The 15,538-nt window shown below is 52.8% G+C and carries 12 protein-coding genes; 4 read left to right on the top strand and 8 right to left on the bottom strand.

Annotated elements, in window-relative coordinates; all coding sequences use genetic code 11:
* Positions 1–246 precede the first annotated feature (246 nt).
* Both KIH39_RS14895 and KIH39_RS14890 read left to right on the top strand, forming a co-directional pair.
* Positions 247–1,053: a transposase gene (locus KIH39_RS14895; RefSeq protein ID WP_213494025.1), complete on the top strand. Its 807-nt coding sequence runs from the start codon at positions 247–249 to the stop codon at positions 1,051–1,053.
* The gene (locus tag KIH39_RS14890; RefSeq protein ID WP_213494024.1) at positions 1,050–1,562 is read left to right on the top strand and encodes a transposase; all 513 of its coding nucleotides are present in this window, start codon (positions 1,050–1,052) and stop codon (positions 1,560–1,562) included. The genes KIH39_RS14895 and KIH39_RS14890 overlap by 4 nt, the downstream gene beginning before the upstream one ends.
* Before the next feature lie 166 nt (positions 1,563–1,728).
* Here the strand turns inward: KIH39_RS14890 and KIH39_RS14885 are convergent, their stop codons facing one another.
* From KIH39_RS14885 to gcvT, 7 genes are all read right to left on the bottom strand, one after another.
* Positions 1,729–6,282, bottom strand: a complete 4,554-nt coding sequence (locus KIH39_RS14885) for a beta strand repeat-containing protein (RefSeq protein WP_213494023.1) — start codon at positions 6,280–6,282, stop codon at positions 1,729–1,731.
* A gap of 918 nt (positions 6,283–7,200) precedes the next feature.
* Positions 7,201–7,383 (bottom strand): hypothetical protein, encoded by a 183-nt coding sequence (locus KIH39_RS14880; protein ID WP_213494022.1) that lies wholly within the window; start codon positions 7,381–7,383, stop codon positions 7,201–7,203.
* 262 nt (positions 7,384–7,645) lie between these two features.
* The gene (gene gcvPB / locus KIH39_RS14875) at positions 7,646–9,109 is read right to left on the bottom strand and encodes an aminomethyl-transferring glycine dehydrogenase subunit GcvPB (protein ID WP_213494021.1); all 1,464 of its coding nucleotides are present in this window, start codon (positions 9,107–9,109) and stop codon (positions 7,646–7,648) included.
* A 68-nt stretch (positions 9,110–9,177) separates the two neighbouring features.
* Complete coding sequence (locus tag KIH39_RS14870; protein WP_213494020.1) at positions 9,178–9,972, bottom strand: DUF4058 family protein; 795 nt, start codon at positions 9,970–9,972, stop codon at positions 9,178–9,180.
* Positions 9,973–9,986: 14 nt separating this feature from the next.
* Positions 9,987–11,363 (bottom strand): aminomethyl-transferring glycine dehydrogenase subunit GcvPA, encoded by a 1,377-nt coding sequence (gene gcvPA / locus KIH39_RS14865; RefSeq protein WP_246539309.1) that lies wholly within the window; start codon positions 11,361–11,363, stop codon positions 9,987–9,989.
* A gap of 31 nt (positions 11,364–11,394) precedes the next feature.
* Positions 11,395–11,781, bottom strand: a complete 387-nt coding sequence (gene gcvH / locus KIH39_RS14860; protein WP_213494019.1) for a glycine cleavage system protein GcvH — start codon at positions 11,779–11,781, stop codon at positions 11,395–11,397.
* 25 nt (positions 11,782–11,806) lie between these two features.
* Positions 11,807–12,874, bottom strand: coding sequence for a glycine cleavage system aminomethyltransferase GcvT (gene gcvT / locus KIH39_RS14855; RefSeq protein ID WP_213494018.1), 1,068 nt, complete (start codon positions 12,872–12,874; stop codon positions 11,807–11,809).
* A gap of 162 nt (positions 12,875–13,036) precedes the next feature.
* Here gcvT and KIH39_RS14850 point away from each other — a divergent pair, with 162 nt between their 5' ends.
* Both KIH39_RS14850 and KIH39_RS14845 read left to right on the top strand, forming a co-directional pair.
* A complete protein-coding gene (locus tag KIH39_RS14850; protein ID WP_213494017.1) occupies positions 13,037–13,390 on the top strand; it encodes an FHA domain-containing protein in 354 nt (117 codons plus the stop codon).
* A complete protein-coding gene (locus KIH39_RS14845; RefSeq protein ID WP_213494016.1) occupies positions 13,391–14,800 on the top strand; it encodes an alpha/beta fold hydrolase in 1,410 nt (469 codons plus the stop codon).
* 3 nt (positions 14,801–14,803) lie between these two features.
* On the opposite strand, the gene KIH39_RS14840 is transcribed toward KIH39_RS14845, so the two are convergent.
* Entirely contained in the window at positions 14,804–15,523 is a 720-nt protein-coding gene (locus KIH39_RS14840) for a phytanoyl-CoA dioxygenase family protein (protein ID WP_213494015.1), read from the bottom strand.
* Between the last annotated feature and the right edge of the window lie 15 nt (positions 15,524–15,538).

The raw sequence follows: 15,538 nt of genomic DNA, 5'->3' as shown, positions 1-15,538 counted from the left end.
GCAGTTAGGAATCCTCGCATACCGGATTTCTATTAATAGTAAATATACTCATCACCTATAAAACAGTTTCGAGAATTGTAAATGTTTCTGATCGACGATCTGATCAAAATTGTATATTAAGAAATACTCTTTGGAATCTCACAATTAAAAAGGCTCTTCCGTTTTTAGGCGCAACCCTCGGCGAAAGTGTCCTACTGGGATAGATTGCAATTGAGAGTACCCTTTTCCTGGTTCACGGAAGAGCCGATGACAACGACTACCATTGCCATAGACATGGACGTCCCTGCCGGAGTGAGCGTTGGCGAATACGAACGCGTCGACGGCGGCCACGCCTTTCACGTGAGTTGGCAGTTGCCCGACAATCTTTGTTGCGAGACATGCCAGCGAGAGTCTCGGCTTCAATTGGTGGAGAAGAACAAGTTTCTGAGCATCCGCGATCTAGACTTGTGGGGTAAGCCGAGCTTTTTCGTGTACCAGGAGTTGTATCACCGCTGCCCGTCGTGCGGTCACCGTCAATCGCTGTTGCCGCCGTTCAAGCGTCGGGATGTGAAATATACGTTTCGTTTCGAGGAGCAGGTGCTGGTCAGTCTGATCGGGAGCACAGCCGAAGACGTGGCAGTGCGTTTGGGGATCGCCGCGGAAACGGTGGAGCGAATCGTCAAGAACCGGATAGAGGACGCCAAGGCGAAGCAGATCGATCCCCAGCGGAAGATCGAGCGTTTGGGTCTGGATGAGATCAGCCTGCGTAAGGGGCATAAGGGATATGCGACCATTCTCACGGACCTGACGAATGCGGAGCGTCCGGAGATTCTCGCTCTGTCCAAGGGTCGTGACGAAGCAGCGGGGCAAGCGTGTTTAGAGCGTTTGTCGGCCCAGCAACGGTCGGCGGTGCGTTGGCATCATACGGACATGAGCGCGGCGTATTTGAAGGCTTGCGGCGTGCATTTACCCAACAGCCAGTCGGTAATAGATCGCTTTCACGTCGCCAAGAAATTGGGGGAGGTGGCGGACGATCTGCGAAAAAAAACTATCGAGCCTACAAGCGAAGTTTGAGCGGGGAAGCCCGCAAGAAGCTGCGTTCTCAGATGCACGACTTCCGGCGTCGTCCGGAGGATTTGAATCCGGAGCAGGTCCAGGCCCTCGAGGATTTGTTCGAGAAGGTGCCTTCGTTGGGAACGATCTACCATCTGCGTTGGGAGGCGACCAAGATCTTCGATACGGCCCCGAACCGAGCCGAAGCCTCGCGACTGTTGGAAGATTGGATCGTCCAGGCCCGCGAGACCGAGATGGATTGGGAGCCGTTCATCACGATGCTCAAGAATAACTGGGAGGGGATCTTAGCCTACTTCGAGGAACGCAAAAGCAGCGGCCCGGTGGAGGGTCTGAATACCAAGATTCGGGTAGTGCTACGCCGAAGTTATGGAATTCAGAGTCTAACTACGCTCTGGACGAGAATACTCCTGGACGTGAATTGGGCCGCGAAAAAATTAGGGCCGACCATTGCGGAGATTCGCGGCTTCGTCAACCAGATACAGAAGCATTTCTCTGGATGCTACACCTAGAAACGGAAGAGCCATTAAAAAGCCTTTGTAAAGAATCGTTAATAATTAATTTTGCCCTCGGCTTGCATGTTGCTGCTGTACAGGACTCGATTCCAATTTTTTTAGCGATCATCACTTATTATCGCAGCCGGTTGACAAGTTATAAAGCTAATCATCCGTTAAGTGATCAAACCGCTAAATTCGTCAGTACTTGCCGTTTGCGTCGAGAGTAACAACCCAGTCCCAATACAGCGACCAAGGCTAACAAACTTCCCGGCTCCGGAGCGGGGTTGTAGATCACCACATCGTTGCCACCAGTGATGGAATCCGTGGCGGCGTTGCCCGTATAGCTGATGTATCCATAGAAGCTATTGCCACCATAGGTTCCCAGACTGACCTGACTGTTCTGCGGTAAACCATTAAAGGTGCTGTTCGAAGAATTCGTTCCGTTGATGATGATAAAGTACTTGTCTGTCATGGTGGGGCCGTAGTTTAACACGACATTTAATGTGGCATAAGCCGACAAGGTCTGGCCCGCAACCATTTTCAATTGGGAATAGCCCGATCCGGCCGTGTTGCCGTTCAGATAGACATTGAAGGTGCTGCCCGGGCTGAGCGTAACACTCGAGGAAGCATTCAAAATACCCGGGGCATTTGTGTTCGGATTGCTGATGAACAGGCTGCCACCGCTGGCAACACTCAGCGCTCCCGTTATAGAACCAATCCCGTAAAGTTTCGCCCCATTATTGACGTTCACGGCCGCGGTAACCGTGCTGGAACTTCCTACGAAAATGGTCCCGTTGTTCGAAATCGATCCTCCCGTTGGCGTGAAATTCGCACCGCCAATCACGTTCAGAGTGCCATTGTTCGTGGTGAGTGAATTCAAAGCCGCGAAAGTGGCATTCGGGCCGCCGAGTTGCACGAGAGTGTTCGTCCCGATCGTGCTGATGGAATTGGATCCGAAATTCAAAGTGGTGTTGTCTCCGACCAGCCAGGAGCCGCCTGAAAGGGTTCCCCCCGTGAGTTGCGGCAGAATGGCATTACTGACATCCAGGAAGCCAGTCACTGTTTGAACTGTGCCCGTATTCGAGAAGCTGATACTCGAAGAGACTGTGTAATTGGCACTGTTAATAAACTGTCCTGCAACGAAAAAGCTAGCAGTACCTTGATCATTGTACCGGTATAGGCCGGAAGAAGTGTTATTGGTTACTGTCGCCCCCGCATTGATCGTCAACACGCTATTTCCGTCGATGTAAGACGTCCCGCTCCAGGTACTGGTGCCGCCCGCGTTCACTGCGGCACCATTTAGGAAATTACTGGAAGAACCCGTGATATTTAATCCCCCGTTGGCATTGATGGTCGCCGCGCCTCCAAAGGTCCCGCCATTCCATGTGGTCCCTCCGCTGACGTTAAGAGTTCCGGTGCCTTGAATGGTTCCGGAATTGAATTTGAGGTTCACCGCCGAGATGGTGCTGTTGACGTTCAGCGTGCCGCCATTGACTTGAAAAACACCGGAGTTGGAAGCTCCGTAAACGATGCTTGCTCCGCTATTCAAACTATAGATCGAGGCGGATTCGATGCTGATGGTTCCGCCGTTGAGGGCGAAAGCTCCGGTACTGGTGCCGCTGGCGTTGATGAGCAGGGAGCCGGAATTGGCTTGAACGGTACCGGTGTTGTTGAAAGTGACGTTGTTTTGGAGGTTGCTGTTAGTGGTACTGGAATCGTTGATGAGGGTACCCGCATTCACGAAAGTGGCGGCTCCCGTTCCATAATATCGAACAATGGCAAATCCGGCGGTGCTAGTGATGGTGGCACCAGAGTTGTTGGTGAGTGTGGCTCCGTTGTCCATGTAGAGGGTGCCATTCCAGGTGCTGGATCCACCGATATTGACGCTGGCGGCATTGACGAACATGGAACCGGCGTTGGTGTTGAGTCCGCCGTTGGCGTTGACGGTCACAGCGCCGGCGAAAGTTCCGCCGTACCAGTTGGTTGGTCCACTGATGCTAAGAGTCCCGCTGCCTTGAATGGTTCCGGAATTGAATTTGAGGTTAACCGCCGAGATGGTGCTGTTGACGTTCAGCGTGCCGCCATTGACTTGAAAAACACCGGAGTTGGAAACTCCGTAAACGATGCTCGCCCCACTATTCAAATTGTAAGTCGAGGCGGATTCGATGCTGATGGTTCCGCCGTTGAGGGAGAAAGCTCCTGTGCTGGCGCCGCTGGCGTTGATGAGTAGGCTGCCAGATTTGGCTTGAAGGGTACCGGTGTTGTTGAAAGTGACGTTGTTTTGGAGGTTGCTGTTGATAGTGTTGGAATCATTGATAAGGGTACCGGCGTTGAGGAAAGTGGCGATTCCGACACTGTTGTAGCGACTGATCGAGAATCCGGCGGTGCTGGTGATGGTGGCACCGGAGTTATTGGTGAGTGTGGCTCCGTTATCCATGTAGATGGTGCCGTTCCAGGTGCTGGAGCCACCGATGTTGACGGAAGCGGCATTGATGAACATGGAACCGGCGTTGGTGTTGAGTCCGCCGTTGGCGTTGACGGTCACAGAACCAGCGAAAGTTCCGCTGTTCCAGTTGGTTGGTCCGCTGACGTTAAGAGTCCCGCTGCCTTGAATCGTTCCATTGAGGAAAGTTAAGTTGACGGAAGGAATGCTGGCATTTACGTTCAGGGTGCCGCTGTTGACCTGGAAGGAACCGGTGTTGGAAGCCCCGTAAACGATGCTGGCCCCGCTATTCAAATTGTAAATCGAGGCGGACTCGATGCTGATGGTTCCGCCGTTGAGGGCGAAAGCTCCGGTACTGGTGCCGCTGGCGTTGATAAGTAGGAGGCCGGAGTTGGCTTGAACGGTACCGGTGTTATTGAAGGTCACATTGGACTGAATATTGCTGTTGGTGGTGTTGGAATCGTTGATGAGGGTTCCGGCGTTGAGGAAAGTGGCGATTCCGACACTGTTGTAGCGACTGATCGAGAATCCGGCGGTGCTGGTGATGGTGGCACCGGAGTTGTTGGTGAGTGTGGCTCCGTTGTCCATGTAGAGGGTACCAATCCAGGTGCTGGATCCACCGATATTGACGCTGGCGGCATTGATGAACATGGAACCGGCGTTGGTGTTGAGTCCCCCGTTGGCGTTGACGGTCACAGAACCGGCGAAAGTTCCGCTGTACCAGTTGACCGGACCGCTGACATTGAAAATTCCAGTTCCTTGGATCGTTCCATTGAGGAAAGTTAAGTTCACGGAAGGAACGCTGGCATTCACGTTCAGGGTTCCACTGTTGACTTGAAAGACCCCGGAATTGGCGGTTCCATAACTGATAGCCGCTCCGGAGCCGAAGGTGTAATTGGAGGCCGATTCGATACTCAGTGTCCCGCCGTTAAGTAGGAAAGATCCGGTGTTAGTACCGTTGGCGTTGATCAGAAGGATCCCGGAATTGGCTTGAACGGTGCCGGTGTTATTGAAGGTCACATTGGACTGGATATTACTGTTGGATGTATTCGAATCGTTGATGAAAGTTCCCGCGTTCGAAAACGTTCCCGAACCCGTTCCATTGGATCGGCTGATATTTACGCCGGCATTGGTGGACAGCGTAGCTCCGAGAGTGGTCGATAGTATCGAACCGTTGTCGAGTGTAATATTCGTGCCGGACCCCAGGGTGTAGGAGGCTAGGGGTTGCAGTGTCAGCGAACCACCATTGAGTGTCCACGTTCCACTGTTGGTACCATTCCCATTCTGAGTCAGGCTACCCGACAAAAGTTGTATCGTACCGGTGTTGTTGAAGGTGATGTTAGCTCCGATGGAACTGGAACCGGACGTGAGATTATTCACGAAAAAGCCGGCGTTTGAGATTGTGGCCGTTCCGACATTGCTACTTCGGCTGATGGAAATTCCACTGGTGGTCGTGACGGTAGAACCCGAACCGAAGGTGAGGACGCTGCCGTTGTCGATATTGAGAGAGCCCGCCAAAGTGCTCGAAGAGTAGAGTGTTAAGGCTGCCCCGTTGAGATAATTCGAGGAGCCACTAAGTGCGCCGCCGGCATAGGCGTTAATGGTGCCCGACTGGAACGTGCCCCCAGACCAAGTGAAGGTGCCCGAAATGGCAACCGTCGAACTGGGAGCGGCGAGAGTACCGGCTGTAAAGTTAAAGGTCGAACCCGAACTGAAATTGAGATCGATATTGGTAGTGACAGCTCCACCGTTCAGGTTGTAATTGGCTCCCGAATTGATGGTGGCGGAAGAGCCTGAGTTGAGAGTGTAGCTGGCACCGGTGTTGATGGTGAGCGTCGAGCCGTTATTGAGCGTAAAGGAGGAGCCGCTTTGCCCCAGGTAAGCGGCACCACTTGCTAAAGTGAACGAGCCGCCCGTATTGCTGTATCCGGAGTTGTTTGTGAAAGTTCCATAAAGTGTAAATGCGGATCCGCTGGTTTGCGAGAGATTCCCCAAGGCTCCGATCGCTCCGGAGGCGATAGTCAGATTGTTGACGGCTTCGGTGTCGCTGATAGTGACCGTGTAAGTGGTACCCAGGAATCCTAAAAGCGCGTTGTCTCCTGCCAGGGGATAGCTGACGCCGCCGTTGGAACTCGTCCAGTTGGTCGATAAATTCCAGTTGCCGTTGAGACCGCCGGCACCACCGGGGCCGGACCAGGAATAGTCGGATGCGCGACTCAAGCTCGCGTTGAGGGCCAAGAGTAGTGTGCAGGCGATCAACCTGCGAAAAAGAGGTGGTCTGAACTGAAACATATTTGTGCAGCTCAAAAATGAAACAAATTAAAGCGAAATTGGGCTATTGGAAGTTGCGTTTAACGTAACAATCCGAGTTGGGATGTCAAATGAAAATAGGTAGTATTTTACGATTGGGTAAAATGTTCAGAGGTATATCTGTAATTCTAAACAATGAGGATTAAATATGTAGGTATTTGCAAGGGCAGCAATGCCAATTAATTTAAGAATATATTTATATTTTGGCTGCGAAACATGGTTTAAGCATTGCCAGCCGATCGCCCCAACAACACTTTTCCGCAGCCTTCGAAGTATTGCATTTTTAGACTCTATTCCTCAGCAACTGTCGGCCGAGGATAGGAGAAGATCTCTTCAAAAACCAATCCTTGCAGATCGTGCTCTCGGTAGCACTGGATGAATTCCTGGCTACAGTAATAAGGGCCCTAGCAAATTCCCGCTTTCCGGGCCGAGGAATTTTTAGCCTGCCTCACACCAAAAATTGGAATTCCTTCAATTTCTTCCGGCAAGAAATCGTACTTTGAAATTCTGGTGATATTATCATCCACCTGCGTGTTGTGCACCGCTCATGGCCCAAACTCTACGTGCACGAGCGGGCGAATCATCTAGAGATCGTGCGGTTTCGAACATTTCACATCCAAATATTCGACCGTGTTTCCCAATAGAGATTCGAATGCCTCTCGAGCCTTTTGGTTGACAACATAATTCGGATAAAGTTCGAGTAGGTCACATCTCCATTTTCGCTTCATAAATCGGACTCGGGGAACTTTCCAGCTGTTCAAAAAAGGTGTAGCCCGAATCATTTTGTCAGAATACTCCTCCAAATTCCTATCTTCGAGATATTGCAGATTATCCCAGGGATAGAAATTCCCAGACTTGTCGAAACCGCAGCTCAAAGTGGAGACACTTCGTTGATGGTCGTTATTTGGAAGGACTGGTAGTGGGGGCCGCTCTGGTTCCCGGCTTCGGATCTGGGTTTTTACTCCCGAAATTCACCGCCACTAAATCGGAATCGGGAACAGTCGAAAGCAGGGCGACCGTTTCAGGTAACTCGCCGGTCTTTCTGACGCGCTCCGCGACGGGGTAGCATCTGCCATCTGCCATTGCGTATTCGCAACCACTGTCTTTCTTTTGACCACCCTGCCATTTTACATACTAGCTCTCACGAGATTCTGGGTTGAGATTTCAGATTTTTCCCGTGCTCTTTCTCTAACGCACTGTCAGATAGCCAGTGCCACCCAAGCCATTGTTTGGTAATGACTTAGAGTGATCGATAGCGGGTTGTTAGTGGCAGCACTTTCGCAAAAAAAACTGCGGGAAGATACTACCCGCAGCGTGTGATTTCCATCCCGTTACTAACCTGACATCACGCAGTAGGCGCCCACTTCAGAATCGGCGTCTTGGCCGCCTTCACTTCATCGGGCCGGCTGATGTTCAATGTATGCGGGGCCTTCTGCAGGTAGGCGGCGTCTTCCTCCACAATGGAAATCAAGGCTTTCGCAAAAGCGTCCAGTGTCTCTTTGTTTTCAGTTTCCGTCGGCTCCATCATCAGAGCCTCGGCCACCACCAACGGGAAGTAAACCGTCGGGGCGTGGAAACCGTGATCGAGCAGTCGCTTGCAAATATCCATCGCGCTGATCTTCTTTTCGCGGCGGAGAGCCTTGGCACTGGCCACGAATTCGTGCATGCACCGGGTGCCGTGCGGCACTTCGTATTTATCCTTCAGCAAAGCCAGCAGATAGTTCGCGTTCAGCACGGCGTGCTCGCTCACGGCCTTCAACCCGTCGGGGCCCAGTGTACGAATGTAGGCCCAGCCACGGAGCAGAATTCCGATGGTTCCGAAGAACGAGCGCACCCGGCCGATGGTCTTGGGGCGATCGAATTCCAGAGCGAATTGATCGCCTTTTTTCACCACTATCGGTACAGGCAAATAAGGGGCCAGGAAATCTCGCACAGCGATCGGACCGGAACCCGGGCCGCCGCCGCCGTGAGGACCGGTAAAAGTTTTGTGCACGTTGTAGTGCTGCATGTCGGCCCCGAAATCGCCCGGCCGGGTGATTCCGAGAATTGCATTCATGTTCGCGCCATCGAGATAGACCAATCCGCCGTGAGCGTGCAGGAGATCGGTGATCTGACGAATCTGCTTCTCGAACAGACCAATCGTGTTCGGATTGGTGATCATGAACACGGCGGTCTGCTCGTCGATTTTCGATTTGAGATCTTCCAGGTCTACGAGGCCGTTGGCATCGCTCTTGATGGTCACCGTTTCAAACCCGGCCAGTGCGGCACTGGCGGGATTGGTGCCATGGGCCGAGTCGGGTACAAGCACCTTGCGGCGATGGGTCTGTCCCTTGTCGCGGAAGTAAGCGGCCGCGACGAACAAGGCCGTGAGTTCGCCTTGCGCTCCAGCGGCGGGTTGCAGAGAAACCGCGGGAAGGCCAGAAATCTCGCTCAGAAAGTTCTGCATTTCCCAGAGGACTTCGAGCATGCCCTGGGTGGACGCATCGTCCTGCAGCGGATGTAGTCCGGAAAAATTCGGATTGGCGGCCAGTCGTTCGTGCCGTTTGGGGTTGTACTTCATGGTGCAGGAACCCAACGGATAAAAGTTGGTGTCAATGCACATATTGCGTGTCGAGAGATTGGTGAAGTGCCGGATCACTTCGATTTCCCCCAACTCGGGCAACGGCGGAGGGGTCTCTTTCAGATATTTGCCAGGGATCATATCCGAGATCTTTCCGGCATCCGGCACATCGCTTGCCGGCAGCATATGGCAACGCCGGCCGCTCTTGGAAAGTTCGAATAAAAGTTCGGTAGATTGGGTATTATTCATTGTCAGTTTCTTAAGTATCGTCGTTCCGTTTTGAGCAATCAGCAATCACATCCGCGGTCAGAAAACACCTAGAGGAGTCGACTCTCCTCCAGAATCCGATGCGCCCAAGTTCTCTGCTCGGCCGACAAAGGCGGATCGGGATATTGTTCTGCATACTTCGCCAGTCTTGCGTAAGGCATCGCATCGTAGCACCGATCAAAGATCGGTTGTAATTCCACTCTGACCGGTTTCACCGTATCTTCCAGCGGAATATAAACCGGTGGCAAGCGATCTTCGAGTCGAATCGGTGTCACATAGCACTTCTCGCCGCTCGCCAGGGTAATGCATAGGTGGTAATCGCAAACGGCATGTTTGCCGAGCTGGTTCTTCGACACGAAAGTCGTGTGTATCCCACCCCGGAGTAAGTCGATCTCCACCAGATTCACTCCACCCCGAAGATATTCTTTCTGCTTTTTCTGGTACTCCGCTCGCCCAGCGGGGGACGATTTATTCGCAAGACTCAGGATCTCGACTGCAGTAACCAGTCGATCACCATCTCCCGAGCGAATTTCGAGATACATCTCCTCCCGCGTTTCTTCTTCCTCGGCATCCAACATCAACAGCCCAGATTCCACCAAGCTTGTCGCCGATAAAGCATTCGGTTGTTGATTTTCAGTCGCTCGATCATCGTGGTAAACGCTGATATCCGGTTCGCGGGTCTTGCCTGTTTCAATCCAAACCCGGTTGGCACTAATCGCAAAATAATTCGGCTGGAGTAAAGGGTTCAGTACTTCACTCAATCCGATAATTAGTCGATTGTGCAGATCTGGAAAGATCATCGATCTTTCCAGCCACGGATCCATACCCGGGAATGGTGACGGCATAGCTGCCTCCGCACTCAGGCTTTTTGCTTCTTACCGCTCGGGTTGGCGCTCAGGGTGCTTTTCAGCAAACCGGCCAAACCGTCGATCTCGGCCCGGGTTCGCTTCTCCGTCACGGCCACCGTTAAGCAGTCGCTGAGCTCGGGATACCAACGACCTGTTTGCAACCCGGCAAAATAGCCATCGTCCTGAAGGGTGGAGAGCAAGCTCTTCACATCCCCAGGAACCTTCACGGTGAACTCTTTGAAGAACGGGCGATTGAATTTCATCTCGACGCCCGAAATCCCTGTAAGCTGGCTGGCGGCGTAGTGGGCTTTGCGTAGGCAAAGCTCGGCCGTTTCCTTCAATCCTTTTGGTCCCAGAGCCGACAGGTAGACGGCGGCTCGCAAAGCATACAAGCCCTGGTTGGTGCAGATGTTACTGGTGGCTTTATCCCGGCGAATGTGTTGCTCGCGAGTTTGCAGCGTCAACACCCAGCAGCGGTTACCGTTGCGGTCGGTTGTCTGGCCCACCAGGCGGCCGGGGATTTTGCGAACGTATTCCTGTCGACAGGTGAGAATGCCCAGGTATGGACCACCATAGCCTAGGGGTGTCCCGAGCGATTGACCTTCAGCCACGGCAATATCCACGCCGTAGTCGCCGGGACGTTTGAGTATGCCCAGCGAAATGGGATCGAAGCTTTGAATCGAAATCACTTTGTTCTGTCGGGCAATCTCGGCGATCGCTTCGACTTCCTCGAGATGCCCGAAGAAGTTCGGCGACTGGATCGCCACGGCGATGCAGTTCGAATTGATTTCTTTTTTCAACAGTTCAGGATCTAGGAAACCACCTGGCGTCGGCAGCACGCGTACATCGCAGTGCAAATTGGCCAGGTAGGTTTTCAACGTCGCCAGATATTCGGGATGAACGCTCTCGGCGATCAGAATTTCGCCCCGGCGTTCGGCTATGCTCATGGCCATCAGTACGGCCTCGGCGAGGCTGCTGCCGCCTTCGTACATGCTGGCGTTGGAAACATCCATACCGCTCAGCTCGGCCATGAGCGTCTGAAATTCAAAAACGGCTTGGAGCGTTCCCTGACTGGCCTCGGCCTGATAAGGGGTGTAGGCCGTGTAGAATTCGCTGCGGCCGCTGATGGCATCGACGACCGAGGGAATGAAGTGATCGTAGGCCCCGCCGCCGAGGAAGCAGACGGCTTCACCGGCGGCCCGGTTACGGTTCGCCAGTTTGCTGAAATGCTGGGTCAGTTCGATCTCGCTCATCGCGGTCGGAATGTTCAGCGCTCGGTTCAACCGCAATTCGGCGGGTATCGATTCCCATAGTTCCTCGAGGGAATGGATGCCGATCTTCGCCAGCATCGCTTTCTGATCGTCCGCCGTGTTCAATATGTACGCCAAGGAATTCGCTCCCAATCAGTTTCCCAAAATTCTAGTGGCCTTCGTGAGCACAATAGTCTTCGTATTTCTTTAGATCCATCAGATGACTCTTGGCGGCGTCCGGAGCCAGTTTAATTTTAATCAACCAGCCGGCCCCGTAGGGGTCGGAATTGACTAGAGAAGTATCCTTGGCCGCCTTGTCGTTTACTTCGATAACCGTGCCGCTCAGAGGGGCGATCAGCTCATTAACCGATTTTACGGACTCGACTTCACCAAAACGGGTTTCCGCCTTCACGGCAGCGCCGACTTTGGGGAGTTCCAGGTGAATAATATCGGTCAAGAGATCGACGGCATGCTGGGTGATTCCGACGGTGCAGATATCCCCTTCGACGTGAGCCCACTCGTGGGATTTTGCATAATGCAGGGTATTCAAATCCATATTCAAATGACTCCCAAATGGCGGATTATTTCGCTCGTTTGTAGAAGGGTAAAGGTACGACCTTGGCCGGGGTAATGGTACCTCGAATATCGACTTCGCAGGAAGTTGTGCCTGCGGGAAGCATGGCCATGGCGATCGATTTTTCCAAAGTGGGTGAAAAACTGCCGCTGGTGATAACGCCGACTTGTTTCCCCGCAATCAGCACCGGGCAACCTTCGCGGGCGGCCCGTTTCCCTTCGATTTCCAGGCCCATTCGCACGGCCGGAAGACCGGCTGCTTTTTTCTGAGCCAAAGCTTCTTTGCCGATGAAGCTCGGTTTTTCCAGTTTCACGGCCCAGGACAGCCCAGCCGAAAGTGGATCGGTCGTTTCGTTCAATTCGTGCCCATACAGCGGCATGGCCGCTTCGAGCCGGAGGGTGTCGCGACAACCCAGTCCGCAAGGCACGACCCCTTTGGCCAATAGGGCGTCCGCCAGCGTGTTGGCCTGGGCCGCGCCGACCATGATCTCGATGCCGTCTTCGCCGGTGTAACCGGTCCGACTCACCACGCAGTTTTGGCCCAGATACTTAGTTGGACGAGCGTAATAATATTTGAGATCCTCGATCGGATCGGCAAACATCTCTTTGCACAATTCGACCGCTTTCGGACCCTGCACGGCCACCATACAGGTCGCCAAGGTCTGATCCTGAATGGTGACGTTGCGATCGCCCTTTTTAGCATTCAACCAGTCGAGAATTTTGATTCGATTCGAGGCATTTACGACCATCGCCCAACCGTACGGCCAGCGATAAACCAGAATGTCATCAAGCATACCGCCCGATTCGTTGCAGACCAGGCCATAACGGACCTGGAAATCCTTCATCCCGGCGGCGGAATTGGTGAAAATTTCGTCGATCAGCGCAAGTGCATCCGGCCCGCCGAAGCTGAAGCGGGCCATGTGCGAAACATCGAACATTCCCGCGGAGTTTCGGACGGCTTTGTGCTCGTCCATCACGCCCTTATACTGCACGGGCATATCCCAGCCCCCAAAAGGGACCATGCGGGCTTTTTGAGAAATGTGCCAATCGTAAAGCGGCGTGCGCAGGTTTGCCATAACCAGATTTAATCCGGGGTAGTTTTCAAAGAATGGTCTAAAGAAATACTAGTGGTGGAACTGGATCGAACAAGAAGGATTTTCTTGCGCGGGCCAGACCGCCTGGTGCGGTTATTGGCAAAAACTCGTTGAAATCGGGTGGTTTTCTGTCAATATGCTGACATGAGCAGTACTGTTCAACTCATATCCCTCAATGAAGGACCCGATATTCTGCTGGATAAGCCGATTCTTCTCTTCGGTCGGCATCCGGAATGCGATGTACTTCTCAATTCCAAAAAAATCTCCCGGAAACACTGCTGCATTGCCGTGGTGGGGGATGGTCTGATCGTCCGCGACCTGGGGAGTACCAACGGCGTCAAAATCAACGGTCAGAAGGTCACGGAAGGGGTTTTGAAAATCGGCGACGAATTGATGATCGGCACTTTTAACTATAAAATCTCGCTTATCTCCGGCCCTAAATCCCGCTCGAAACTGCAAGACGATAATCTGGATCGAACGATCAATGAGAGTGACTAAATGATCAAAAACGCCTCTTTCGCTGTTCTGGTTTTTCTGCTGACTACGGTTTCGGCCTTCGGACAGGAAATTCGCCACGAATTGGGACGACGGGTCATCGAATTTGAAAAGGCGTTTCAAAAGCATATCGACGATTTGGAAGTTCGGAAGCGAACGGTTCAATCTCTTAATAACGCGGTTCAGTCTTTTTTCTCGTTGAACCTGCCCAAAGCCGGCCAGTATCTCGCCGAGGCGAAATTTGCTTTAACCCAGGAGAAGGTTTCCCCAGCGATGTCGTGGGCGGAATCTCTTTATCTGGTGCCTCAAACCCGGCTGCTGGAGGCCTCTCCATCCGAACTTTTAGTGAATCTCAAGTCGTTTTACGATTCGAAACAGGCCGTGCCTGAGAAAAGTCGACTGCTGCTGTTGTCTGATGGTGATCGCCAGGAATTTGATATCGTTAAGATTCCCAGCAGCTTCCTAGTCAAGTTGCCGAAGCTGAAAGAACCGCAAATCGATCAGAAAATCGAACTGCAAATTCAGGTCGATTCGAAAACTCTCTCGACTTATCAAATGGCTATTTCCCGAGTCGAGAAGCTGGCAACACGGAAAGCTTCGCTCGACACTTTTCTTACCTCTCGAGCCAAAGAGGCCCAGGTATCGGTAGAAACAAAAACCTTAGCGTATCTGAATGACCTTCTGACCGACCTTGCCAAAGGGGAAACCCTGGAGACCGATTATCCGGCCGGGCGATTAATCTTGGAGTGCGAAAAATTAGTCGAGAGCATTCGCCAGGGGGCCACATACTACAATCAGTCCAGACCCGGCGAATTCTGGCTATCTCTCCCCACTCAGGGAAACTCCGCAATCGTCAGGATTTTCGTTCCGGCCAACCTCAACAAAGACAAACCGGTTCCCCTGGTGGTGGCGATGCATGGTGCTGGCGGAAGCGAAAACATGTTCTTCGACGCGTACGGGGCTGGTTGCTGTATGCGAGAGTGCGAAAAGCGGGGGTGGATGATGATTGCTCCGCGTGGCGGCTTCGGTGCTTCCGCGATTCCGGAGATTCTTGAAACGCTCTCAAAAAGATATCCCATCGATCCGCGAAAAATCTTTGTCGTCGGTCACTCTATGGGTTCGGCCCAAGCTTTTAGTGCCGTGCAATCTGCCCCGGAAAAATTTGCCGCGATTGCGGGGTTAGGGGGTGCGGGTTCGATCCGTAAGCCAGAGGTGTTTCAAAAGATGCCCGTCTTCATTGGCGTCGGCGATTCCGATTTCGCTCTTCGAGGGAGCAAATCGCTCTCAGCATTACTCATAAAGAATAAGGCAGAGAAGATGATCTACAAAGAATATCCGGCGGTGGAGCATCTGGCGGTGGTGCAGGTGGCGATTAAGGATGTTTTTCAGTTTTTGGAGGCGGTGGGGAAGTGAGGATTAAATCCTAACAAAATCCCACCACTCAAACCCCTCCGGCAACTCGCGCATCCCGGCGAACTCGAAGTGAAAGATCCTTCGATGCTCCTTCGTTCCTGCTTGAGAATCCCCACTGGAATGGGTCAGAAGTGGCCGCATAAGTAAGGCATCCCCCGCGTTCGAGAGAATTGTCTCGGGAGCAACGCCCGAGCTGTCGATGGATTTACTCGACTGGTGCGATCCTGGCAAAACGCGCAGCGGGCCGTTGGTTTCGGTACTGGGATCAAGATGTAGTCGCACCGTTAACATCCGCTCCAAGAGGGACTGCGGTGCTTCCACATGCGGCACGCCATGCTTGAAGGTGGGATGAATGAATTGGCTGCTCGGCCGATCATTTTTCCGAACGGAGATATTCAGATCTTTGTGCCAGGGCAGGGCCCAGCTTTGCTCCGGCGGCTTATCGAAAAAGAGGATGCGAACTAATCCTGCTTGCGGGCCGAGGATTTCCCGAACCAGGCTGAAAACACTTGTTTCCTCGAGTAGATCTCGAATCTCCGGCCAGTCACGCAGCAGGTTTCGAGCGCCGTAGATGGTGCCGTCGGCTGTTCGCAGAATAGTGGAAGGCCGTTCCGAATTCAGAAAACATTCCCAACTGCTCAGCCAATTGGCACACTGAGTGGGATTTAGTATTCCGGGGACTAGAACATAACCGCGTTCTGTAAGATAAGCTTGCCAGGACATCCGAACTGACTCCGG

Origin of the sequence: Telmatocola sphagniphila (genome assembly GCF_018398935.1) — a bacterium.
Classification (GTDB): domain Bacteria; phylum Planctomycetota; class Planctomycetia; order Gemmatales; family Gemmataceae; genus Telmatocola; species Telmatocola sphagniphila.
This window is presented reverse-complemented; position numbering and strand designations above follow the sequence as displayed.

Coding starts and splice junctions, on each gene's coding strand:
- gcvT (WP_213494018.1), bottom strand. CDS start 12,874: ATGGCAAACCTGCGCACGCCGCTTTACGATTGGCACATTTCTCAAAAA.
- KIH39_RS14850 (WP_213494017.1), top strand. CDS start 13,037: ATGAGCAGTACTGTTCAACTCATATCCCTCAATGAAGGACCCGATATT.
- KIH39_RS14870 (WP_213494020.1), bottom strand. CDS start 9,972: ATGCCGTCACCATTCCCGGGTATGGATCCGTGGCTGGAAAGATCGATG.
- gcvPB (WP_213494021.1), bottom strand. CDS start 9,109: ATGAATAATACCCAATCTACCGAACTTTTATTCGAACTTTCCAAGAGC.
- KIH39_RS14885 (WP_213494023.1), bottom strand. CDS start 6,282: ATGTTTCAGTTCAGACCACCTCTTTTTCGCAGGTTGATCGCCTGCACA.
- KIH39_RS14840 (WP_213494015.1), bottom strand. CDS start 15,523: ATGTCCTGGCAAGCTTATCTTACAGAACGCGGTTATGTTCTAGTCCCC.
- KIH39_RS14895 (WP_213494025.1), top strand. CDS start 247: ATGACAACGACTACCATTGCCATAGACATGGACGTCCCTGCCGGAGTG.
- KIH39_RS14845 (WP_213494016.1), top strand. CDS start 13,391: ATGATCAAAAACGCCTCTTTCGCTGTTCTGGTTTTTCTGCTGACTACG.
- KIH39_RS14880 (WP_213494022.1), bottom strand. CDS start 7,383: ATGGCAGATGGCAGATGCTACCCCGTCGCGGAGCGCGTCAGAAAGACC.
- gcvH (WP_213494019.1), bottom strand. CDS start 11,781: ATGGATTTGAATACCCTGCATTATGCAAAATCCCACGAGTGGGCTCAC.